Annotated in this window: 23 protein-coding genes and 1 pseudogene; 14 read left to right on the plus strand and 10 right to left on the minus strand. The window is 60.1% G+C overall.

Annotation, left to right across the window (positions count from 1 at the left end; genetic code table 11):
• The first annotated feature begins 18 nt into the window (after positions 1-18).
• Genes ACIK7D_RS23090 through ACIK7D_RS23105 form a run of 4 tightly spaced genes read left to right on the plus strand, consistent with a single transcriptional unit; the run spans position 19 to position 3762 of the window.
• Positions 19-591 carry a hypothetical protein gene (locus ACIK7D_RS23090; RefSeq protein ID WP_400157457.1) on the plus strand — a complete coding sequence of 191 codons (573 nt, stop codon included), beginning with the start codon at positions 19-21 and terminating at the stop codon, positions 589-591.
• A complete protein-coding gene (locus ACIK7D_RS23095) occupies positions 572-1966 on the plus strand; it encodes a 7-cyano-7-deazaguanine synthase (RefSeq protein ID WP_400157458.1) in 1395 nt (464 codons plus the stop codon). Before ACIK7D_RS23090 ends, ACIK7D_RS23095 begins: the two co-directional genes overlap by 20 nt.
• On the plus strand, positions 1950-3140 hold the full coding sequence (locus ACIK7D_RS23100; protein ID WP_400157459.1) for an ImmA/IrrE family metallo-endopeptidase: 1191 nt from the start codon (positions 1950-1952) through the stop codon (positions 3138-3140). The genes ACIK7D_RS23095 and ACIK7D_RS23100 overlap by 17 nt, the downstream gene beginning before the upstream one ends.
• Positions 3115-3762 carry a DNA-binding protein gene (locus tag ACIK7D_RS23105; protein WP_400157460.1) on the plus strand — a complete coding sequence of 216 codons (648 nt, stop codon included), beginning with the start codon at positions 3115-3117 and terminating at the stop codon, positions 3760-3762. The genes ACIK7D_RS23100 and ACIK7D_RS23105 overlap by 26 nt, the downstream gene beginning before the upstream one ends.
• A 72-nt stretch (positions 3763-3834) precedes the next feature.
• Here the strand turns inward: ACIK7D_RS23105 and ACIK7D_RS23110 are convergent, their stop codons facing one another.
• Entirely contained in the window at positions 3835-4965 is a 1131-nt protein-coding gene (locus ACIK7D_RS23110; RefSeq protein ID WP_400157461.1) for an RHE_PE00001 family protein, read from the minus strand.
• Between the two features lie 521 nt (positions 4966-5486).
• Between ACIK7D_RS23110 and ACIK7D_RS23115 the strand changes: the two genes are divergently transcribed.
• Positions 5487-6404: a recombinase family protein gene (locus ACIK7D_RS23115; protein WP_400157462.1), complete on the plus strand. Its 918-nt coding sequence runs from the start codon at positions 5487-5489 to the stop codon at positions 6402-6404.
• Positions 6405-6584: 180 nt separating this feature from the next.
• Here the strand turns inward: ACIK7D_RS23115 and ACIK7D_RS23120 are convergent, their stop codons facing one another.
• Positions 6585-7514 carry a LysR substrate-binding domain-containing protein gene (locus ACIK7D_RS23120; RefSeq protein WP_400157463.1) on the minus strand — a complete coding sequence of 310 codons (930 nt, stop codon included), beginning with the start codon at positions 7512-7514 and terminating at the stop codon, positions 6585-6587.
• Between the two features lie 108 nt (positions 7515-7622).
• Between ACIK7D_RS23120 and ACIK7D_RS23125 the strand changes: the two genes are divergently transcribed.
• The 4 genes from ACIK7D_RS23125 to ACIK7D_RS23140 all read left to right on the plus strand — a co-directional run bounded on the left by ACIK7D_RS23125 (position 7623) and on the right by ACIK7D_RS23140 (position 10898).
• Positions 7623-8153, plus strand: coding sequence for an ester cyclase (locus tag ACIK7D_RS23125; protein ID WP_400157464.1), 531 nt, complete (start codon positions 7623-7625; stop codon positions 8151-8153).
• A 69-nt stretch (positions 8154-8222) separates the two neighbouring features.
• Positions 8223-8972 carry a 3-oxoacyl-ACP reductase family protein gene (locus ACIK7D_RS23130; protein WP_400157465.1) on the plus strand — a complete coding sequence of 250 codons (750 nt, stop codon included), beginning with the start codon at positions 8223-8225 and terminating at the stop codon, positions 8970-8972.
• Positions 8973-9032: 60 nt separating this feature from the next.
• Positions 9033-9632 carry an NADPH-dependent F420 reductase gene (locus tag ACIK7D_RS23135; protein ID WP_400157466.1) on the plus strand — a complete coding sequence of 200 codons (600 nt, stop codon included), beginning with the start codon at positions 9033-9035 and terminating at the stop codon, positions 9630-9632.
• A 72-nt stretch (positions 9633-9704) separates the two neighbouring features.
• Entirely contained in the window at positions 9705-10898 is a 1194-nt protein-coding gene (locus ACIK7D_RS23140) for an MFS transporter (RefSeq protein WP_400157467.1), read from the plus strand.
• Here ACIK7D_RS23140 and ACIK7D_RS23145 read toward each other — a convergent pair.
• The 8 genes and pseudogenes from ACIK7D_RS23145 to ACIK7D_RS23180 all read right to left on the minus strand — a co-directional run.
• Positions 10892-11527, minus strand: a pseudogene (locus tag ACIK7D_RS23145) (sulfite exporter TauE/SafE family protein); the annotation flags it as partial. The gene ACIK7D_RS23140 and the pseudogene ACIK7D_RS23145 sit on opposite strands and share 7 nt — an antisense overlap.
• 146 nt (positions 11528-11673) lie before the next feature.
• Positions 11674-12870, minus strand: a complete 1197-nt coding sequence (arsK, locus tag ACIK7D_RS23150) for an arsenite efflux MFS transporter ArsK (protein ID WP_400157468.1) — start codon at positions 12868-12870, stop codon at positions 11674-11676.
• A complete protein-coding gene (arsH, locus tag ACIK7D_RS23155) occupies positions 12867-13592 on the minus strand; it encodes an arsenical resistance protein ArsH (protein WP_400157469.1) in 726 nt (241 codons plus the stop codon). The genes arsK and arsH overlap by 4 nt, the downstream gene beginning before the upstream one ends.
• Positions 13567-13989, minus strand: a complete 423-nt coding sequence (arsC, locus tag ACIK7D_RS23160) for an arsenate reductase (glutaredoxin) (protein WP_400157470.1) — start codon at positions 13987-13989, stop codon at positions 13567-13569. The genes arsH and arsC overlap by 26 nt, the downstream gene beginning before the upstream one ends.
• A gap of 4 nt (positions 13990-13993) precedes the next feature.
• Positions 13994-15034 carry an ACR3 family arsenite efflux transporter gene (gene arsB, locus ACIK7D_RS23165; protein ID WP_400157471.1) on the minus strand — a complete coding sequence of 347 codons (1041 nt, stop codon included), beginning with the start codon at positions 15032-15034 and terminating at the stop codon, positions 13994-13996.
• Between the two features lie 10 nt (positions 15035-15044).
• Entirely contained in the window at positions 15045-15482 is a 438-nt protein-coding gene (gene arsN2, locus ACIK7D_RS23170; RefSeq protein WP_400157472.1) for an arsenic resistance N-acetyltransferase ArsN2, read from the minus strand.
• Positions 15479-16009 carry an arsenate reductase ArsC gene (locus ACIK7D_RS23175; RefSeq protein ID WP_400157473.1) on the minus strand — a complete coding sequence of 177 codons (531 nt, stop codon included), beginning with the start codon at positions 16007-16009 and terminating at the stop codon, positions 15479-15481. The genes arsN2 and ACIK7D_RS23175 overlap by 4 nt, the downstream gene beginning before the upstream one ends.
• The gene (locus ACIK7D_RS23180) at positions 16006-16362 is read right to left on the minus strand and encodes an ArsR/SmtB family transcription factor (protein WP_400157474.1); all 357 of its coding nucleotides are present in this window, start codon (positions 16360-16362) and stop codon (positions 16006-16008) included. Before ACIK7D_RS23180 ends, ACIK7D_RS23175 begins: the two co-directional genes overlap by 4 nt.
• A 41-nt stretch (positions 16363-16403) precedes the next feature.
• Here ACIK7D_RS23180 and ACIK7D_RS23185 point away from each other — a divergent pair, with 41 nt between their 5' ends.
• From ACIK7D_RS23185 to ACIK7D_RS23205, 5 genes are all read left to right on the plus strand, one after another.
• Positions 16404-16925: a DUF6428 family protein gene (locus tag ACIK7D_RS23185; RefSeq protein ID WP_400157475.1), complete on the plus strand. Its 522-nt coding sequence runs from the start codon at positions 16404-16406 to the stop codon at positions 16923-16925.
• Between the two features lie 154 nt (positions 16926-17079).
• Positions 17080-18228, plus strand: coding sequence for a site-specific integrase (locus ACIK7D_RS23190; RefSeq protein ID WP_400157476.1), 1149 nt, complete (start codon positions 17080-17082; stop codon positions 18226-18228).
• Positions 18229-18415: 187 nt separating this feature from the next.
• Complete coding sequence (locus ACIK7D_RS23195; protein ID WP_400157477.1) at positions 18416-19207, plus strand: hypothetical protein; 792 nt, start codon at positions 18416-18418, stop codon at positions 19205-19207.
• 51 nt (positions 19208-19258) lie between these two features.
• Positions 19259-20203 carry a hypothetical protein gene (locus ACIK7D_RS23200; RefSeq protein WP_400157478.1) on the plus strand — a complete coding sequence of 315 codons (945 nt, stop codon included), beginning with the start codon at positions 19259-19261 and terminating at the stop codon, positions 20201-20203.
• Between the two features lie 10 nt (positions 20204-20213).
• Positions 20214-20735: a hypothetical protein gene (locus ACIK7D_RS23205; protein ID WP_400157479.1), complete on the plus strand. Its 522-nt coding sequence runs from the start codon at positions 20214-20216 to the stop codon at positions 20733-20735.
• The last annotated feature ends 81 nt before the right edge of the window (positions 20736-20816 follow it).

The following is a 20816-nucleotide window of genomic DNA, read 5'->3' on the forward strand; positions in this document are numbered from 1 at the left end:
CCAACATTGGAGGCGATGATGACCGACGGACCTTTCCGAAATTCTGCATTGAGCAATAAGTGGAAGCAGTATGGACGGGACCTCGTCAATGACGCGGCCTCGCAGGACGAACGTGCTAAGCAGGCCTGTCATAGCGTTCTTGGTGCCATCGATATGAAGGCATTCGATCGCCTCTATCGTGAACTAGATTCTCGTGCATCGCGTGACCAGATGGATCTGGATTCCGTAGCCGCGACGGAATCCATATTCGACAATAACGAGCGCTCGTCTCTCGGCGACGCGCTCGAGCGAAATCTCCTTTGCAATCTTCGGGAAGGGATGTCCGAAAGAAAATCGCTCGACACGGCCCTCGGAAGCGCCGTCAGCGAGCTTCTCGAAAACGCCAAAAATCGTATCCACGAGGAATGCCTTCGCGCCAGAGATGTTAGAGATATGAGCCAATCGGATTTTGCAAAAGGCGTTCAACGGAATCTAGAAACCTTCGCGAGTATCGATGTTGGCAGCATTTGTGCTGCTCTCGAGAATGGCAATAAGAACGCGTTCCGCCGGAACGCGCGAACGGATGTGAACGATGGACCAGATGAAGACTGAAGCGCTCTCAGAGGTCCAGCAGGAAAAGCGCCTTTTCGCTGTTGAGAAAGGCCAGGTCGTCCAACCCCCAGGGTTGGATAAAACTGTCATTGCCGAGATCGGCAAGCATATACAGTTCGTTCCAGATATTCTTGACACCTTTGACGTGAAGGGGTTTGCGGCCAAACACTATGACCTGATGGTCTTGGCAGCCGCGATCGAGTTCGCCGACCGCCGGTGGAGGCGACCGGCATCATGGCTGCGCAACCTGCATGTTACGATCCCGGTTATCGACCACGCATGCTGGTCGAGGCCTGAGGTTCAGTCGTCACTCCGAAGCGCCATGAATTTTCTGACCGGCGACAGCTGGCGTTTCACTTTTGTTAAAGCCGCCAACGCGTCTCCGATAGGTTGGCGGCAGGTACCGCTTATGTTTGACCAGCCGAAGACTTTCGCTATCGCCTATAGCAACGGATTGGATTCGCGTGCAGTTTCCGCGCTGAGCGGCCCGCCCTCCGAGGCCTTGTGTATCCGCGTTGCCAGCACCAAGCAGCGCCGGATGGATGGCGACAGCCACTTCACTCAGATTCCGTTCCGGGTGAAGGGCTTCAAGGGCAAAGAGAGTAGCTTCCGATCTCGCGGTTTCCAGTTCGCGGCAATGGCGACGATTGCCTCGCATCTTTCCAATATCAGCAGGATTATCGTGCCCGAAAGCGGGCAAGGCGCACTCGGACCGGTGCTCGTACCCCTTTATAATATCTACACTGATTACCGGAATTTTCCGGCGTTCTTCAGAAAGATGGAGCGGTTTACGCGGGCTTTGCTCGACTGCAGCATAAAGTTTGAACAGCCACGCCTATGGTCGACCAAAGGTGACACGATGAAGGCGTTCCTTGGTTTGGCGGGCAGGAAACATCAGCATTTGATCAACACCCGTTCGTGCTGGCAGACGCGCAGGATCGTCAATGCCGAGCACCGGCGGCAATGCGGTCTCTGCGCTGCCTGCCTCTTGCGTCGAATGAGCCTTCACGCGGCAGAAGTCGTAGAGCCGAGTGACACCTATGTTGTCTCGGATCTTTCTTCTGCAGACGTTGAAACGGCGCTCGCTCGCATTACGGACAAAGCCGATCGTGACATCATGATTGAATATGGAAGCGTAGGAGCTCGCCACCTGGACCACCTCGCCGCAATGTCTGAATTGTCCGATGCAGTGTTGCGGCCATTTGCCTCGCAGGTTGCGGCCGCAACTGGTGAGGCCTATGAGCAGACCCTTCGAAACTTGAGAATAATGTTGATGACGCATGCCAGAGAATGGCGGGTATTCTTGTCCGCACAAGGTGAAAAAAGCTTCTTGAACAGCTGGATGGACGGAGGCCGCTATGACCGTTCTAAATGAGCTGAGCGCGCAAGAAATCGGTCGCCGGCTCAGGATTGCCCGCGAGAACGCCGACGTTCGCCAAGGTGACGCTGCGCAGTTCATCGGCGTCTCTCGACCGACGCTGGTCTCTATCGAGAAGGGCGTAAGGCGCGTTCGCATCCAAGAGATTCAGAGCTTGGCTCGCCACTACGGCGTGTCGGTAAATGCACTGCTGCGACGCGAGGCCGTCCATACGGACCTGATGCCGCGGTTCCGCAAGCTACGAGAGACGGAAGACGAACATACTCTAGAAGCAATACGGCTGCTCAACGACCTGATCAAAGCAGACGTGGAGCTCGAAAACATTCTCGGTATACAGCGTCGCCGTAACTATCCTCCGGAACGGGGACTCAACGAGGGTGACGCAGTCGCTTTGGGTGAAGCCCATGCGAAAGAGCTTCGAGACTGGCTCGGTCTAGGATCAGGCCCGATCGCAGATATCTTTTCAATCGTGGAGCAGGGGCTTGGCATTCGCCTTTACCAGCGGCGCCTTTCTTCACGGTCACGGGTAGCGGGTCTGTTCACTTACGATGATAACGTTGGCGCTTGCATTCTTCTGAACGCAAACCATCCACTGTCTCGCCGGGTCCAGACCGTGGCACACGAAACGGGGCATTTCTATGGGACGCGGCAAATGCCTGAGGTCCTTGAAGATGACGAGAAATTTCTGTCACGGGACGAGCGTTACGCAAATGCCTTCGGTCGCGCATTCGTTGCACCGGCGGAAAGTTTTGGCGAGAGCTTTCGAGAGCTGAAGGAGATTACTGGAAAGACGACGCGTCGCCTCGTCATTCTTCTTGCTGACCAATATGGGATTTCCCGCCAAGCCTGTGTTCTGCGGTTGGAGGAACTGGGGCTTGTGAAGAAGGGAACGTGGTCCTGGTTCGAAGATAATGGAGGTATAACGGACGAGCAGGCACGAGAAGTGCTTGGGAGCGCTGCAGATAGACGCGACGCCGGAAAGGCTGATGCAGATCGGTTGGTCTCGCAACGAATGAGTTTGATGGCACATGCGGCTTGGAAGCGGGAGCTAATGTCTGAGGGACAGCTCGCTGAACTCCTGAAAATCACCAGGCTGCAGCTGCGCGAGATCGTCGATGAAATCGAGCTTGAGGATAAAGAGACGGATGACCTACTCAAATTCCCTGAGTGACGAAACCGTCCCTTTGGTTCTTGATACGAGCGTGCTCATCAACCTGCATGCCTCCAGGTGCGGGGTCGATATTCTCACTTCGATTCCCAATCCGATCGTCGTCGCGAACATTGTAGCTGGCGAACCTGAAAACGAGACGAGCCGTCGCAACGGCGAAGAGGCATTTTTGCGAGCGCTTTCTGCAGCTGGACACGTCACGTTAGTTGATCTGTCGGATCAGGAATTCGAGATGTTTTTCGAGCTCACTTCAGTGTCGCCTTCACTCGATGACGGAGAGGCGGCGACAATCACGCTCGCCAGCGCAAGAGGACTCTATCCGGTAATAGACGAGAAACGCGGCCGAACTCGCGCCAATACCATCATGGGTGTTGAACCTGCATGGTCCCTCGATCTCGTCCTCCATCCGACCACTGCTGAGAGCCTGGGGGCGGAGGGCCATAGGGAGGCCCTTTTCCGAGCACTGCGCGATGGTCGAATGCGCATTCCTCAAGAAAGCACGTCCCATGTTGTCGACATCATTGGCATCGAAAATGCCGAATACTGTACCTGTCTGCCGGCCTACAAGCAGCTTTTCGCACGCCGCGGTCAGCGCCAACAGTCTGCGGACCCCTTGCTCCTTTAACACAGCGAACTTTTCTAATTCCGACGACTGAAATCTTGGGCACGGCGCCGCGCGCAATTGCCGACAGGCTAGCTACATAAGTCCCCACGCCCGAAACCTCCCCCTCCCCGTCATTTCCCGCAGGCCCAGCTCCAAAACAATCCGCCGCGCCGCCTGCGGCGTGACCTCGAGCGTCTTCGCCACCATCCCGGCCGACACCAATGGTTTTGCCATCACCAGCTCGACCAGCTCCGGCAGCTTTGAAGACGTCCGGCGTCCGTCCAGCTTTCGCTGGAACATCGTGCGCGCCAACGCGAGCCGGTCATGTTCTTTCAGACCGATCTCCGCGGCCGCCAAAAACCCTTGAGTGATGGCCAGCAGCCGCGTCTCCTGGTCGCGATGGCGGCGCCGATCGACGGGGATGGTTTTGAGGCCGAGATTGATGGCGGCAAGATGCGCACCGGAGGTGAGCCCGGCCTGTCGCAAGATCGAGGCGGCGAACAACCGGCCGAGCCAGGGCGCGTGCTGCAGGACGGCAAGCTCGTTCCAGGCGTCGAGGGCGACAATGGCCTGCAGCACCACCGGCAGGTTTTCAGCCTGCCGCAACACGCCGCGCCATTCGTCGAGCCGCGCATCCTCGTCCCAGTCGAGATCATAGACCAGCGGATCGGCCGGAGCCCGGCCGGGCTTTTTGGCTCGTTCGATCGCAGCGTCAGAGCGCGCGAGCAGCGCATCGATGGCGGCATAATCGACGCCGGGGAGATCTTGGGCGTCGTCGGCGTCATCCCCCTCCCCTTCCGCGTCGATCGCGATCGCCGGACGAATAACTCCGGTTGTCGTAGCCTCGTCCGCGCCGTCCGCCCCGATCTCCGCGGTTTTCCGCAGCGAGCGAATGCCGTCGGCAGAGAACGCCCAATCCGGTGACTGGCCGGAAATGCGCCGGCGGGTGCGAAGAACGTCGCGGGCGATGGTGAGTTCGTGGGTGGGTGTGCGGATATCGCGGGTGGCGTCATGGAGGACGAGGTCTTCGAGGTGGACGAGCTCGCCGTCGATCCACAGCGAGGCGCAGGCATCGGCGAAATTTTGCCGTTCGAGAAAGCCGGCGCCGACCGGCGAGCGAGCAATGCGCTCGTCGAGACGGGTCAGCGCGAGACCGGCGTCGAAAGCCGGTCGCATCAGGGCTGTCATGCTGATTTTCGCGAGATCGTAAGCCATTGAAATCATGGTAAATGATTTATTAAAGGAACTCTATATGAATATTGCGGTTCCTCACATGGTATGATCGTAAGTTGGGTTTTAAACCATCGATAAGTACCCCTTATCGATGGTAGTTGATTTAGCGGCGCAAATCGAGGATGTCGGCCGTCCTAATTGAGCGGATTCCCCACAAATCCGGGCTTTACGGGCGATTTTCACCCAAATTCGGCGGATAACGCACCCGCGGAAGCGCATTGAAACGCTCCATGCTCGCGCGCATGCCGACTGGCTTCACGGTGAATTTCAGTCGAGATGGATTGCGACGAGACGATTGTCGAAACTTATGCCTCCCAAACCCATATTTTACAGCACTTCCGCCACAGAACGCAGCTGACGAGCGTTTGGCGTGCCAGATGAGCAGAGATGCTCAAGTGGTCGCAAATTGCGCTGTACGGACTCGCATTTTACACCTAAAACACGCTTGCAAAGGAACCTTTATCAGCGCATTCCTTATTTGAACAACGATAACGGAATCAGGGCAAAAATCCATGGCAAAACCGGCGAAGAACATTGCCCCTCCCCTGTCCCGTCGGCTTATCGGCTATGCACGTGTTTCCACCGACGACCAGATCCATGATGCGCAGATTGACGAACTGCGGATGGCCGGCTGCGACCGCATTCATCAAGAGCATGGTTCTGGCGCCTCTCGTGCTCGGCCGGTTCTCACCAGAGTGCTGAAGGAGCTGTCTGCCGGCGACGTTCTCGTCGTCGTGCGACTGGACCGGCTGGCACGATCCGTCAGCCACCTGCTCGATGTCATCGAGAACCTCGAGGAACGCGGCATACATTTTCGATCGCTTCGCGATCCGATCGACACATCGACGCCACAGGGCATGTTCTCGCTGCAGGTCCTTGGCGCAGTCGCCCAGCTCGAGCGCGCGCTGATCGCCGAACGGACAAAGTCGGGGATGAGCGCGGCCAAGGCTCGTGGCCGTCTTGCAGGCAATCCAGGCCTTCGCGAGCGACGACCAGAAGCGATCCGCGCGGCCGCGGCCGCCAAAAACCAACTCTACCTCGACGAATTAATCACGTCCGCCCAAACCTGGCTTCCGACGGTAAAGCAGCTTCGACCGCAGCATAGCTGGGACAACGTTGTGCGAATCCTCAATCGGAAGGGCCACGACTGGACTGTCGAGCGCCTGCGCCGCGCCGTCCATCGCATGGTCAGGGAGAAGCTCGCAGACCCTGGATTGTTGGCCCGCTCTCCCCGCAGACCAGTAGACGATCACCATATGAAGCTCGCGGCGGCCATCGCTATTGCCGATCCCGGCCTGTCACTGCGAGACATTGCGGCTCAACTGGATCAGATGGGAGAACGCCCTGCGAGAGGTGGCAAGAAATGGCAGCCCTCTTCTGTCCGCGACCTGCTGAACGAAGCTCATAGGTTCGGCCTGATCCGTCCTTAATGACTGGTGGTGTCATTGCCCTCACAGGGCTGCTTAGATGATGGTGCTGAGCCCTCAGTGACGCCTCAGTAAGTTACGTAGCAACTACGGCGCGGGGACATGTCTGCCGAAAGTAGAGTAGCGTCGTTATTCCGCTAAACATCACACTGAGGCTTCTTCTAAAGCCCAAACTTTCCTTGGCTATCCCAAGCTTCCGGCAAAGCGTTCCGGCCACTTTTCACGCTGGAACACCTCCACGACGAAATCGACAAAGACGCGCGTCTTGAGCGGCAGAAGCGTGCGGTTGGCGTAGTAGATCGAGATCGGTCCGGCATCGGCATACCAGTTCGGCAGAATTCGGATCAGCTCTCCGTTTTCGAGATAGGGCAGCGCATCGGGCTTGGCGATCATCGTCACGCCCATGCCGATCAGCGCCGCCATGCGCATTGCGGCAGGGTCGTTGACCACCACCGTTTCGCGGAGCCGCGCGGGCTCTTCCCTCCCCGCCGCATCGCGCATCTGCCACTGCCGGATGCGGCCCGTTCGCAGCGAGCGCATGACGATACCTTCAAGCTCGAATAGCGCCGAAGGGTCGTGTGGCGGCACCTTGCCCGCCATATAGGAAGGCGCGGCGACCGCGATGATATGCGCCGGCGCGAGCGTGCGCGAAATCACGCCCGCCGTCAGCTCAAAACCTCCGCCAATCGCCACATCGTAGCCCTCGGCGATCAGGTCGATCTGCCGGTTCTCGAACATCCATTCGGGACGCACTTTCGGATAGCGTGAAGAAAACTCCGGCAGGAGTGGAAGAATATAACCGATGCCGAAGGTCGGGCTCATGCTGACCTTCAGCGTGCCTGCCGGCTCCTCCTGATCCGCAGACGCTTCGGCAATCGCCCCCTGAAGATTTTCGAGACTGTCGCGGATCGAGGTGAGGAACCGCTCACCGGGTTCGGTGAGCGTGAGGCTGCGCGTCGAGCGCTGAAACAGGCGGACGCCGAGATTTCCCTCCAGCGCCGCAACGTTGCGGCTGACCGCCGCAGGCGTCAGTCCGAGCCGCCGTGCCGCCGCGGAAAAGCCGCCAAGCTCGGCGCTGCGAACGAAGGATTCCAGGTTGGCCAGTGTTTCCATATCAACCTTCAAGCATTCATTGAAACTAATTACAGAAGATTACCACTAATCGAAAGGGAAATTGCAAGCGATATTCACTCCATCAAAACCGAACTGGAGTGAACGGCCATGACGCTCTCGACTAACAAAGCACAAGCCATCGACAATATAGATATCGGCCGCCGCACCCTGATCGCCGGCCTGATCGCTACAGCACTTCCCGTTCCCGCAGTGGCTGCAGTGCAGGGCGATCCTGGCGCCAACAAGGCCGTCATCCGTCAGTTGCTCGAAGGCGTGCAGCGCGATGGCGACTTTGATCTGTTCGAACAGCTGTTCGCACAAAATTATGTGGATCACACGCCCTTCGGTGGCTTTCCGCCGGACCGCAATGGCACCGGCCAAATCTACCGGACGTTCCGCGCCGCTTTTCCGGACTGGAATGCCGAGGTGCATTTCCAGATCGCCGAAGACGACCTCGTCAGTACCTACAAGACCTATCATGGCACGCATCTGGGTCCCTTCATGGGGATCGCCGCGACCGGACGCGCCACCCGCTTCAACGTCATGGACGTGATGCGGGTCCGAAACGGCCAGATCACCGACCACTGGACCGTCGCCGATGGCGCCGGGCTGATGGCGCAAATCAAGCAACAGGACTGAACTTTTCCAACCGACCGCAGGGATTTCCGGCGGTAATCCAACCCTCACGACATTTGAAAGGATCAAACCATGTCGAACACCCTCTCCCTGACCGGCAAGACTGCCCTCGTCACCGGCGGTTCGCGCTCCATCGGCGCGGCAATTGCAAAGCGTCTCGCCGCCGATGGCGCGGCTGTCGCCATCACCTATAGCGCTTCGCCGGACAAGGCGGCCGCTGTGGTCGCCGAAATCGAAGCAGCCGGTGGCCGCGCCATCGCCGTTCAGGCCGATGCCGGCGATCCGGCCGCCGTCCGCGCCGCCGTCGCCAAGACGGAAGAAGCCTTCGGCTCGCTCGACATCCTCGTCAACAATGCCGGTATCGCCCTTGGCGGGCCGATCGACGAGATCAAGTTCGAGGACTACGAGCGGATGATCGCCGTCAACGTCACCGGCGTCTTCGTTGCCACGCAGGAAGCAGCACGTCGCATGAAGCCGGGCGGGCGCATCGTCCATATCGGCTCGTCCATGACCCGGTATGCGGCCTTCCCGACGGCCTCGCTCTATACGCTGACCAAGGGCGCTGTTGCCGGCTTCAACCGCAGCCTGGTGCGTGACCTCGGGCCGAAGGGCATCACCGTCAACACCGTCCATCCCGGCCCGACTGACACCGACATGAACCCCGATGGCGGTCCCGTCTCGAAGATCGTCGGCCCCGGCATGGCGATTGGCCGCTACGGCAAGGACTACGAGGTCGCCAGCGTCGTCGCCTATCTCGCAAGCCCGGAAGCGGCGTTCGTGACCGGCGCGGATATCGTTGCAGACGGTGGCTTCACCGCCTGATCTGCCCCCGGCGCTCCAATGCGGGAGCGCCGGTTCCCCCTCACTCAAAGGAGAACCAGCATGTCTATCGGTATCATTGGAGCCGGCAATATCGGCTCGGCCTTCGCCCGCGCCCTTGCTCGCAACAGCATGTCCGCAACCATCGCCAACAGCCGCGGCCCGGCCTCGCTTGCCGTACTCGAAACGGAACTGAAGCCTTTCATCAAGGCGGGCACACTTGAAGAGGCGGCCAGCGCCGACATCGTACTGGTCGCCGTCAACTGGTCGAAGTTGCCGAAGGCGCTTGCCGGCCTGCCGGACTTCGGCGGCCGCATCGTCATCGACGCCAACAATCCCATCGAAGCGCCGCTGTTCAAGCCGGCCGAACTAAACGGTCGTCTTTCCACCGAGATCTTCGCCGATCTCGTTCCCGGCGCCCGCGTCGTCAAAGCCTTCAATCATCTGCAACCGCACCTGCTATCCGGCGATCCCAAAGCCGAGGGTGGCTCACGCGTCCTGTTCTATTCCGGTGACGACGCACGCGCGAAGGCGGAAGTCGGTGCGCTGATCTCCAGACTCGGCTTCACCGGCATCGATCTCGGCCCGGTCTCGGTCGGCGGCAAACTGGTGCAGTTCCCCGGCGGTCCGTTACCCGCCCTCAACCTCGTCAAGTTCGGTTGAACGATCTCAGATAAGCCGGAGAGCGACCCTTCCTCTCCGGTTCGCCCTGCTTTTCACCAAAGGAAACCTCCTATGGACATGCCAGTCTCCCGCAGTATTTCAGCAGGCCACGCGGACAGCAAACCGCTCGCTTCATGGGCCGCAGTCGCCAGCATCGGCGTCGGCGCTTTCGCTCTTGTCACCACCGAATTCCTGCCCGTCGGGCTTCTGCCGCTGATCGCGGCTGACCTTGGCATCAGCGAGGGGACGGCCGGACTGATGGTAACCTTACCCGGGTTTCTCGCAGCGCTTGCCGCGCCGATGACCCTCGGATTTGCCGCACGTTTCGATCGCAAGCGTGTGCTCGTTTCACTGCTGATGTTGCTCGTCGTCTCCAACGCCATCGTGGCGACCGCCCAAGGCTTTGCGGCGCTGATGTTCGGCCGGGTGCTGCTCGGTATCGCTGTCGGCGGCTTCTGGACGATCGGCGGTTCACTCGGCCCACGTCTGCGCCCCGGCGCGGAAGGACCGCGTGCAACGGCACTGATCTTCTCCGGTGTTTCACTGGGTACTGTCGCCGGGGTTCCCGCAGGTGCCCTGATCGGGGACCTGTTCGGTTGGCGCACCGCCTTCCTGCTCGTGTCGGGCGTCGCATTGCTTGTCGTGGCGGCGCTCCAGTTTCTGCTGCCGGCCATCCGGGCGCAGAAGGGTTCGGGATTGAAACAGGTTCCAGACGTGTTGCGTTTGCAACGAGTCCAGATTGGTCTGACGGCAGCCGTGCTCATCTTCGTCGGGCAGTTCGCGGCCTATACCTACATTACTCCCTTCCTAATCGGCGCAACCGGGATTGATACGGGCACACTCAGCATGGTGCTGCTCGGCTATGGCGCGGCGGGGTTCGCCGGAAACCTGTTCGGGGGCTGGGCTGCTGGCCGGAACTTCGTTTTTGCCCTTGCCGGCACTGCTTTTCTGATCGCCTTGTCTGTTGCGGGATTGTTACTGGCCGGTGGCAACACGCTTCCCGCAGTCGCCTGGGTTGTCGCCTGGGGGTTCGGTTTCGGCATGCTGCCGATCGCCATGCAAACCTTCCTGTTCACCTCCGCGCCCGACCGGCTGGAAAGCATCGCCGCGCTCTTCGTGTCAATCGCGCAACTGGCGATCGGGCTTGGCGCACTGGTCGGCGGCCTCGCGGTCGACAATTTCGGCGTGCCGAGTGCGCTCTGGCTCGGTGCGGCGAGTGCACTCCTCACCGCAGGCCTCATCACATTGACCTGCAAAATTCATTGACCCACGAAAGACCGGACGATCGTCGTCCCGGCCTTTCGTTCCCGTCTCGAGGTTGAGAGGTTCCGCGACCCGCCTAAACCGTGCCCAGCATATCGCGTGCCAACCGCGAGAGTGCTTGTGAGCGGTCTCGCGCCTTCAATCTCAAGAGACCATGCCAACGCGGATCTTTTATCGTCGCGGTAGCCAGGCAGGTCGGGCATGGTGGCCCATGCGCCTGCCAAGGCGGCCCCGGAATTGAGGAGGTTGAACACCGCCGAGATCGCCGCGACCTGACGCGTCCCTGCCCATCCCAGCGCCAGCACCAAGGGCGCAAGGAAGATGCCGCCGCCTACCCCCGTCACACTGGACACGATGCCCGCCACCCCACCAGCCGCGAGCGAAGGCATAAAGGGCGGACCTTTGCTGTGGGCTTCGCCGCCACGGCCAGACACCGGGCGCAGCATCTGCGCGCCTGCAATGAGCAACAGGCTTCCGACCGCCGGATGATACACCCCCGCAGGCAGGCGCAGCGCGCCGCCGATCAAAGAGAACGGCAGGCCTAGGATTGCGAACGGGTAACATGTGCGCCAGGTGACCAGACCCGCCCTGTAAAAGCGAACGCAGCCGATGGCCGACACGAGAATATTGAGGGCGAGAGCTGCAGGCTTGCACGGCGGGCGTAAACCCTGCCAGCCCCATCAGCGCCACGTAGCCCGTGCCCCCTGCCTGACCGACGGAGGAATAGAGCAGAGCGACTATCGCTAGGGAGAAGGCAAAGAGGATATGCAGCACGCGATCAGCCTACCATACCCTGGCGGCGAAAGCTCCCAAGGAGGACGAACAAGGCCAGGGCCAGCAGGCCGAGGCCGACGATGGCTGCCAGGGACAGAGAGATCCCCAGCCATTCCATCGCCAACGCCATGACAAAGGGGGCTGAAGCCGAAACGATCAGTCGAGCGCCCATCATCTTCCCCTGCAGCTTCCCGTATCCTTCACTGCCGAACAGCGCCAGCGGCAGGGTGCCCGTGACAATGCTCAGCAGGCCGTTGCCCATGCCGAACACCACGGCAAAAACCATGGCTCCGGGTATGGAGGGCGAAGTCAGCTCCAGGACCAGAGTGCCGGCGGGGATCAGTGCCGCTGAGATCATTGCCAGGTGCAGCGCGTCAAGGTGTTTTCCGAACAGCATGTTGATCAGCCGGCTGGCGACCTGAGACGGGCCGAACAGGGTGCCCACCAGCGCAGCGGTGGCGCCGAGGCCGAGGCCAGCGAGCAACGGCACCATGTGGACCAGGACAGAGGCACTGGCGAGGTACTGCACCGCAAAGGCCGTGGTCATCAGGGCAAAACCGGTGCGGCGGTGCGACGGCGCCAGGGATCCTGCCACGGGAGCGGCCTGTTGCCCGGCAGCGTGCCGGCGACTGTGTGCCAGGCCGCGCGAAAGCCAGGCATGGATCGGCAGGCACACCAGCAGATTGAGGCCAGCGAATATGAGGTAAACATTCTGCCAGGACAGCTGCGCGTGGAGTGCCGAGGTGATCGGCCAGAACATCGTTGAGGCAAACCCTGCGAGCAGTGTGAGATAGGTAATGCTTTGCTGCGCCACCGCCGGCCGCAGCTGGACCAGGAGTGCGAACGCTGCCCCGTACTGTACCAGGTTGGCGGCGACCTCGATCGCGATCAGTGCCGCGACATAAGTACCCCTTCCCGGCGCGTAGGCGCAAGCAACTAAGGCTACGGCCGCGACGGCGGAGCCAATGGTCATCACCCGCCCTGCCCCAATGCGGTCGATCAGCGTGCCAAGCCAGGGGGCGGTCAATCCGCCGATCAGCAGGGCGACCGAGAGGGCGCCGAAGATCCATTCCTGAGACCACGACAGGCTTTCAGCCATATCCGGGGCTAGGATGCTGAAGCTGTAATAGAGGGTGCCGTAGCCGATGTTCTGGGTGACACCAAGGGCGAGGATCGCGCCGATCGGCAAGCGCTGGGTCATATGGACTTGAGGCTTACGCGCTGCTCGAGCTTTTCGGCCTCTTCCTTTCGCTCGCTGTAGCGATCGGTGAGGTAGGCCGAAGCGTCGCGGGTGAGCACCGTGAACTTGACCAGTTCCTCGCAGACGTCGACGACGCGGTCGTAATAGGAGGAGGGCTTCATGCGGCCATCAGCATCGAACTCTTGGAACGCTTTGGCCACTGAAGACTGGTTTGGGATCGTAATCATCCGCATCCAGCGTCCGAGGACGCGCAGCTGGTTGACCGCGTTGAACGACTGCGAGCCGCCGGAGACCTGCATCACCGCCAGGGTTTTGCCCTGGGTCGGCCGCACGGAGCCGACGGAAAGCGGGATCCAGTCGATCTGCGCCTTCATGATGCCGGTCATCGCGCCGTGGCGCTCAGGGCTGACCCAGATCTGGCCTTCCGACCATTGTGTCAGCTCACGCAGCTCCTGGACCTTCGGATGATCCACCGGCGCCGCATCGGGCAGCGGCAGGCCTTCGGGATCGAAGATCTTCACCTCGCAGCCAAAATGCTCGAGCAGACGCGCTGCCTCGTGCGCCAGCAGGCGGCTGTAGGAGACCGCGCGAAGAGAGCCATAGAGGATCAGAATGCGCGGTTTGTGCGACGAGAACGGAGGACGCAGCGCGTCCAGGTCCGGCTGACGAAGATGCGACAGGGATGCGGCAGGCAGATCAGACAATGCGCTTGCCCTCCGCATCGAGGACCCGTTCCCCGTCTTCCTTGGTGAAGGCACCCTTGTGGGTATCCGGCAGGATGTCCAGCACCACCTCCGAGGGCCGCGTCAGGCGCGTGCCTATGGACGTGATAACGAATGGCCGGTTGATCAGGATCGGATCCTTGAGCATGGCGTCGAGCAACTGGTCATCGGTCAGCTCCGGGTCGTCGAGGCCGAGGTCGGCATAAGGCGTGCCCTTCTCGCGGATCGCCTGACGGACGGTCAGGCCCGCGTCAGCGATCATCTTGATTAGCTGAACGCGGCTGGGCGGGGTTTTCAGGTATTCGATCACGGTGGGCTCAATGCCAGCGTTGCGGATCATCTCCAGCGTGTTACGCGACGTTCCGCAGGCGGGGTTGTGATAGATTGTGACGTCCATGGTTTCAGGCCCTTTCGATGGCGGAAGCGGAGGAGCGGACGGCGGCGCCGCGCTCGTACCAACCCCTGCTGCGGTTGACGATCCAGACCACCGACAGCATCACCGGCACTTCGATGAGGACGCCGACGACGGTGGCCAGCGCCGCGCCCGAGTTGAAGCCGAACAGGCTGATGGCGGCGGCCACCGCCAGTTCGAAAAAGTTGGACGCGCCGATCAAAGCCGACGGGCCGGCGACACAGTGCTTCTCCCCGCTCATGCGGTTGAGCAGGTAGGCGAGGCCGGCGTTGAAATAGACCTGGATGAGGATCGGAACGGCCAGCAGCGCGATCACGCCCGGTTGCGCGAGAATCTGCTCGCCCTGAAAGCCGAACAACAGCACCAGGGTCGCAAGCAACGCAACGAGAGACACCGGCTGCAGTCTGGCGCCAAGACGGTTCACGTCTGTCAGCCGGCGCAGGATCTGTGCCGCGATCACCGGCAGGACGATGTAGAGCACGACCGACAGGAACAACGTATCCCAAGGCACCGTGATGGCGGACAGACCCAACAGCAGCCCGACGATCGGCGCGAATGCCACCACCATGATCGTGTCGTTCAGGGCGACCTGGCTCAGCGTGAAATGCGGTTCTCCTTTTGTCAGGTTGGACCAGACAAACACCATCGCGGTGCAGGGCGCCGCTGCCAGGATGATCAGGCCGGCGATATAGGAATCGATCTGGCCGGCCGGCAGGTACGGACGGAACAGATAGCCGATGAACAGCCAGCCAAGCAGCGCCATCGAAAATGGTTTTACGGCCCAGTTGATGAACAGGGTGACGCCGATCCCTCGCCAGTGGCGGCCGACCTGACCGAGGGACGCGAAATCGATCTTGAGCAGCATCGGAATGATCATCAGCCAGATCAGCACTGCAACCGGCAGGTTGACCTTCGCGACTTCGGCCGCACCGATCGCTTGGAAGGCGCCGGGCAGGAGGTGGCCGAGCGCCACCCCGACGACGATGCAGGCAAATACCCACACCGTCAGATAGCGTTCAAATGTGGACATGATCTTATCCTCAGATAGATTTGGCGAACAGACCCGCAGAGGCGGGGCACAGGCTTGCCGCCTGGCGTGTTTGCAGGATGACGGCCGGCGCCGCCGTGCGCTCGACTTTCACGAACCCCAGATGCTTGAAGAAGGTGTCGGCCGATTCCGTCAGAAGATAGACAGTGCGGGCGCCTCCGCGCCCCGCCTCGTCAAGCAGCCGGCGTGGGATCGCTTCGCCATAACCACGCCCGCGTTGTTCTGGCAGGACGACCACGGAGCGCAACAGCGCGCAGTCGCCATAGGGCTCCAGCCCGCCGAAGCCGACGATTTGACCCTTGTCGGCAAAGCGGAAGAAGGTGCGCCCACTTTGCTCCAGATCGTCGACCGGAAGTCCCGCCGCCTGCAGGGCCGCCCGCAGGTCCTGATCGCGCCCGCTGGCCGGCTGCTGATCCAAAACGTAGCTCACGCGACGTCGCCCCTGCGGCTGCTGCTACCGTCCATCGTGCCGATGGTGCGGAGCTGGGTTTCCAGTGCCAGCTTGTCGATCGAGGCCAGGGGCAGGCTTAAGAATGCGGTGATGCGGTTCTTGAGATAGCGGGCCGCCTGGGAGAAGGCCTGGCCCTTTTCGATGAGGGAGCCCTCGACAGCTGCCGGATCTTCAACGCCCCAGTGAGCAGTCATCGGGTGGCCGATCCAGACCGGGCAGGCTTCGCCAGCGGCGTTGTCACAGACCGTGAAGATGAAATCCATCTGCGGTGCGCCGGGCTCCGCGAAGACGTCCCAGCTTTTTGAGCTGAACCCCGTCGCTTCGTATCCGAGGCCACGCAGCGTATCCAGGGCTAACGGATGAACCTCGCCCTTGGGCTGGCTGCCAGCAGAGAACGCGCGAAACTGGCCCTTGCCCTCGCTATTCAAAATGGATTCGGCAAGGATCGAGCGGGCTGAATTGCCGGTGCAGAGGAACAAGACGTTGTAAACGCGATCAGCGGTCATTGCAGGTTCTCCTTCGGGTTTGGCGCGCAGCAGGCGGCGATTTCGGTGGCCGGTGCGCATATCTCCGGGTGACCGGCGCAGCAATCTTCCATCAGGAAGCGGACCAGCGCGCCCAGGCCTTCGTAATTTGCGGTGTAGATGATCGAGCGGGACTCCCGCTGCTGGTTGATCAGCCCAGCGCGCTCCAGCTCCTTCAAATGAAACGAGACGTTGGACGGGGAGACCTCCGCCTTTTCCGCGATCGCACCGGCAGCCATTCCGTCCGGACCGGCCACCACCAGCATGCGGACGATGTGGAGCCTGGTTTCCTGCGACAGCGCCGCAAATGACATGAGGGCTTGACGTTCTTCCATATTTCTACAATCCTTGAAGTATTGAAACAGGAGTAGCCGAAATGAACGCACTCGACAAGCCCCTTCTCGAAACCGATATCAGCCTTGGTCGCCTGCTCGACACCATCGACGGCGTCCGGGACATGCCACTGATCTTTTCCTACGACGGCCGGCCGGTGAAGGGCGGCTATCACGTGACCGAGGTGAAGGCGGGACAGTTCGCTGCACTCGATTGCGGCGCAGTGCATGAGGAGTGGTCGGAAATCTTCGTGCAGCTGTGGGACATTGAGGAGGGTGACCGCACCCACATGCCGGCCGGGAAGTTCGCGGCAATCATCCGCAAGGTTTCGGAGCACTTGCGGCTGGATGGATCCGCCAAGCTGACCTTCGAAGTCAGTGACGGGGTGCGGCCGATGCAGCTTTACTGCGCGGCGGCCCCTGCCCTGCACAGCGGCGCGCTGCATGTCGACCTGGTGCCACGTCCCGCGAGCTGCAGGCCCCGCGATCGCTGGCTTGCGGAAAAAACTCAGAAGGCCTCGGCGTGCCGCGGTCCGGCACAGCAAACAGGATCATGCTGCTCCTGAGTCCGCTCAAGTAGGGTGAGTCCGGCGAATAGGGAGAATGCCTTGTTCTTTCGAATCAGCGAGATAGAATCCGCTCAATAAGGACGGCCGACAAGCAAGAATCGAGGCAAATCACGGCCTCCGAGGCCGCCGAAACCGTCCTTTTGGAGCGTCCGTGGCCAAGACCAAAACATCCCTGACTGCCGTCGAGCGCCGCGCCGAAGAACTCGATACCATTGCGTCCGTCCTGCCGCTCGAACGCCGCGACGAACTTGCCGAGCTTCTCACCGACCAGGATGTCGAAACGCTCAAGCATCTCGTTGAACGCGGCATGGGCGACAATACGCTGAGAGCGCTCACATCCGATCTCGCCTATCTCGAAGCCTGGGGACTGGCCGCGACCGGATCCTCCCTGCCTTGGCCAGCGCCGGAAGCGCTGCTGCTGAAATTCGTCGCGCATCACCTGTGGGATCCGGAAAAACGTGCCGGCGACCCCAACCACGGCATGCCCATCGATGTCGACGAGAACCTCAGGCGTCAGCGCTTCCTGAAATCCATCGGACCGCACGCCCCGGACACGGTGCGCCGGCGACTGGCCTCGTGGTCGACGCTGACGAAATGGCGCGGGCTTTCCGGTTCTTTCTCCTCTCCTGCCCTCAAACAGGCGATCCGGCTCGCCGTTCGGGCCACGCCACGGCCACGAAAGCGAAAAAGCGCCAAGGCGGTGACATCAGATGTTTTGGCAAAGCTGCTGGCGACCTGTGCCCCAGAAAACCTGCGGGATCTGCGCGACCGGGCCCTACTGATGGTCGCCTTTGCGTCCGGCGGCCGCCGGCGCAGCGAGATGTCCGGGCTGCGGGTCGAACAGCTGGTTGTCGAGGCTCCGGTTGAAGTGGTCGACGGCCCTCCCCTCCCCTCTCTCGCCATTCATCTCGGTCGGACCAAAACCACATCCGGCGAACAGGACGATGTCGTTTATCTGACCGGCCGACCTGTCGAAGCGCTGAATGCCTGGATGGCGACGGCAAAAATCGAAAAGGGCAGCGTATTTCGCGGGATCGGGCGCTGGGGCACGGTGTCTAAACGAGCGCTTGATCCGCAGTCGGTCAATGCCATTCTCAAGCAACGGGCAGAGATGGCTGGGTTGGACAGTGGGGAGTTTTCGGCGCATGGGCTGAGGTCGGGGTATCTGACAGAGGCCGCCAACCGCGGTATTCCTCTCCCGGAGGCAATGGAACAGTCGCGCCATCGATCGGTCCAGCAAGCATCCAGCTACTACAACAGCGCAACACGGCGTAGCGGACGAGCAGCAAGGTTACTCTGAAACATACGTTAGAACCGAAAGGGGGTGCCCACTACAAACTTCCTCTAAATCACCCTTAAGTTTTAGATTGAATTACCCACAATCCATGGTACGCTTTTGTTGGGGAATGATGCTGAGAAGAGCACATTGCAAGTACCCACATAGCTCCTTCAACTGCATCGAAATCTTATGTTTGTCGAGGGAAGTAATGCCTAAATTCGGCTCGCATATGCTGTTCGCTGAGACCGCCAGTTCTTACAGGCCGGATCTTTTCGATAACCTCCATCTCAACGCGTTGCGGGCGGGCGCAGTTGGTCCCGACACCACACTTTTCATGTTCGATCCCGCCACGAGTAACCCCGACCTTCGTAAGGGCATTTCGACGGCTCTTGAAGTGCTGGAAGACATCCAGTCAATCAAGGAAGAGTTCGAGCGCATAATCACCGAGCTCAACCGCCCATTCAATGACATCAAGGACTGGCTGTCCGGCGGGCTTAGCACAGATCTCCAATACACATTGAACATCTCGCTTGAGGCCTTATTCCTTGCAGCGAAACTCGGCGTTGCCGTCGGAATGGGCACGATAAACATAAAAAATCCTGTATTTACCCAGCTTCAAAACCTACCGGCTGGTTTCGTAAAGGATCCGGCGCACACCGCGCCGAACTGGCTGATCTCCGCCACGGACAATTTCGGTTTCCCGTTCCGTATGTTTGGTCACCCATTCACGTCCGACGGCAATTGGAAGCAACCCGTTCCTCCTGGCGACTACTCCGAATGGTGGTGGATGGACCTGCTGCACTATCGTAAAACCGGCCAATTCGCCTCGCGCCTGATCGAAAATGCCCGCGACGATGTCGAAATATCCTATGCACGCGGATACATGACCCACGTGGGTGGTGATGTTTGCGGCCACCCTTTCATCAATGCGCTGGTCGGCGGTCCTTTCAGAAACCATGCTTACCGCCATCTAGTGGTCGAGACGATGGCGTATACATAGCTGTGGAGCGCCCAGGGACGAGGCGATGTTCTCGGCGCCCGATTTGACCAGTTGATCGATCTGACCGGATCCGAAGAAGACAGGATCGCGAACCTCATCGTCAAAACCATGCGGGAAATCTATGAGGTGCCGATGGTCCCGAGCATGCTCGCGAACGGATATCCGACACCTGACGAATGGAAATTTGCCTTCAGGCTGATGCAGCAATACCTGCGTCTGTCCACGAGCGCAGCTGTGCCAAGGCCACGCACGCCGCCGGACACGCCGCAGGAAGTCTTCGTAGAGATGAAGGAGCTCCTCAAGAACAATTTGCCGGGTTCCTTTCCGCACTGGAACGGCAACGTCGCCGACTTCTTGAAGGCGCTGTTTAGCTGGTTCGGCAAGGGGCTGGCTCTTCTGGTGATGCTGGCAACCCTTCCCGGCGCGGTCTTGATGCGGTTCATGATGCTCGCACCGCGATGGATCATCTACCTCTTCAACCTCTCAATCTACTACATTGTGAGCGCCATCAGGACGATGCTGTGCTTCACCGGTTGGGGCTACTGCAGCAAGGAGGATTTCACCAATTTCGGCTTCCTCAACTCTTGGATCTCGACGCCACCCTTTGAATTCAACACCTATCCGGCAAAGACACTGCCCAATCTGAAGCCACCATTCTACTGGCTCATTCCGCCGGAATGGATCAACAATCGCGAGGCGGAATCTACAGTCCCAATTCCGAAACCGAAACGCGGCCTGCGGCCTGAATGGATGATGGACCCCGCGAATATTATGGACGAGAACGCCGTTCAGGCCTTCATCGCGGCAAGCACTCCGCATGACACGCGTCAACTCGAAACGCGCAACAGTTTTTCGTTCGGAAACGCCGTCGAATTCAGCATCGCATTGCTGGAGGGGCGCTTCGGCAACCCTGTTCCGGACTTCGATTTAGATGGCGACAGAGGCTTTGGTTACCATGGGTGGGAAGAGCTTCCTCCCTCCGAACTGTATGTGTGAGGAGACAAAGATGGGTTGGGAAACCTCAAATCTCACGATCACAGACGAGGACAGCGATGGCGCAGCTTATATCTACTTTCCGCTCTACGATGGCGATGTCGGAGCACCGACGGGGCGAACGGGAAAACAGGAATTCATGAACCGTCGGCCGCGCTGTATCAGCAGCTTTGACCAGACGGGCCTGACGATCGAAATTGCAAATTCCGGCCAAACCTTGAGCGATGCAGTCTCGCTCACCTATCAGATCGTCTTTTGCACCCTCTCCTCCCACGGCCCTCAAGACGGGTTCAGGGCTGACCATGCCAGCGAGGCTAATAGTGCCGCCATGGACAAATACCTAAATGTCGATTTCGTCGAACCAGGAAGTTCCGTCTTTCGACGCATCGATTTTCCTGATCCGGGCTTTGGTGGGTTAGCTAACGTTTATTTTCGTGCTCGCGTCTCGACCCTCTGGAGCCCGTCAGTCCCCATTGACCAATGGAAATTTGAGAACGACCCAGCAGTCACAGAAGCCCATTGCAGGCTTGTGTGAGCCTCATTCGGTCAGAGGTCACATAAGCGCATCTTGTTCGGGGAGCACAACTGGATGAAATGGGAGGGCGGCCAACGCGCT

Origin of the sequence: Agrobacterium sp. P15N1-A, from assembly GCF_044626815.1 — a bacterium.
Classification (GTDB): Bacteria; Pseudomonadota; Alphaproteobacteria; order Rhizobiales; family Rhizobiaceae; genus Agrobacterium; species Agrobacterium leguminum.

Coding starts and splice junctions, on each gene's coding strand:
- ACIK7D_RS23090 (WP_400157457.1), top strand. CDS start 19: ATGACCGACGGACCTTTCCGAAATTCTGCATTGAGCAATAAGTGGAAG.
- ACIK7D_RS23095 (WP_400157458.1), top strand. CDS start 572: ATGGACCAGATGAAGACTGAAGCGCTCTCAGAGGTCCAGCAGGAAAAG.
- ACIK7D_RS23100 (WP_400157459.1), top strand. CDS start 1,950: ATGACCGTTCTAAATGAGCTGAGCGCGCAAGAAATCGGTCGCCGGCTC.
- ACIK7D_RS23105 (WP_400157460.1), top strand. CDS start 3,115: ATGACCTACTCAAATTCCCTGAGTGACGAAACCGTCCCTTTGGTTCTT.
- ACIK7D_RS23110 (WP_400157461.1), bottom strand. CDS start 4,965: ATGATTTCAATGGCTTACGATCTCGCGAAAATCAGCATGACAGCCCTG.
- ACIK7D_RS23115 (WP_400157462.1), top strand. CDS start 5,487: ATGGCAAAACCGGCGAAGAACATTGCCCCTCCCCTGTCCCGTCGGCTT.
- ACIK7D_RS23120 (WP_400157463.1), bottom strand. CDS start 7,514: ATGGAAACACTGGCCAACCTGGAATCCTTCGTTCGCAGCGCCGAGCTT.
- ACIK7D_RS23125 (WP_400157464.1), top strand. CDS start 7,623: ATGACGCTCTCGACTAACAAAGCACAAGCCATCGACAATATAGATATC.
- ACIK7D_RS23130 (WP_400157465.1), top strand. CDS start 8,223: ATGTCGAACACCCTCTCCCTGACCGGCAAGACTGCCCTCGTCACCGGC.
- ACIK7D_RS23135 (WP_400157466.1), top strand. CDS start 9,033: ATGTCTATCGGTATCATTGGAGCCGGCAATATCGGCTCGGCCTTCGCC.
- ACIK7D_RS23140 (WP_400157467.1), top strand. CDS start 9,705: ATGGACATGCCAGTCTCCCGCAGTATTTCAGCAGGCCACGCGGACAGC.
- arsK (WP_400157468.1), bottom strand. CDS start 12,870: ATGACCCAGCGCTTGCCGATCGGCGCGATCCTCGCCCTTGGTGTCACC.
- arsH (WP_400157469.1), bottom strand. CDS start 13,592: ATGCGGAGGGCAAGCGCATTGTCTGATCTGCCTGCCGCATCCCTGTCG.
- arsC (WP_400157470.1), bottom strand. CDS start 13,989: ATGGACGTCACAATCTATCACAACCCCGCCTGCGGAACGTCGCGTAAC.
- arsB (WP_400157471.1), bottom strand. CDS start 15,034: ATGTCCACATTTGAACGCTATCTGACGGTGTGGGTATTTGCCTGCATC.
- ACIK7D_RS23175 (WP_400157473.1), bottom strand. CDS start 16,009: ATGACCGCTGATCGCGTTTACAACGTCTTGTTCCTCTGCACCGGCAAT.
- ACIK7D_RS23180 (WP_400157474.1), bottom strand. CDS start 16,362: ATGGAAGAACGTCAAGCCCTCATGTCATTTGCGGCGCTGTCGCAGGAA.
- ACIK7D_RS23185 (WP_400157475.1), top strand. CDS start 16,404: ATGAACGCACTCGACAAGCCCCTTCTCGAAACCGATATCAGCCTTGGT.
- ACIK7D_RS23195 (WP_400157477.1), top strand. CDS start 18,416: ATGCCTAAATTCGGCTCGCATATGCTGTTCGCTGAGACCGCCAGTTCT.
- ACIK7D_RS23205 (WP_400157479.1), top strand. CDS start 20,214: ATGGGTTGGGAAACCTCAAATCTCACGATCACAGACGAGGACAGCGAT.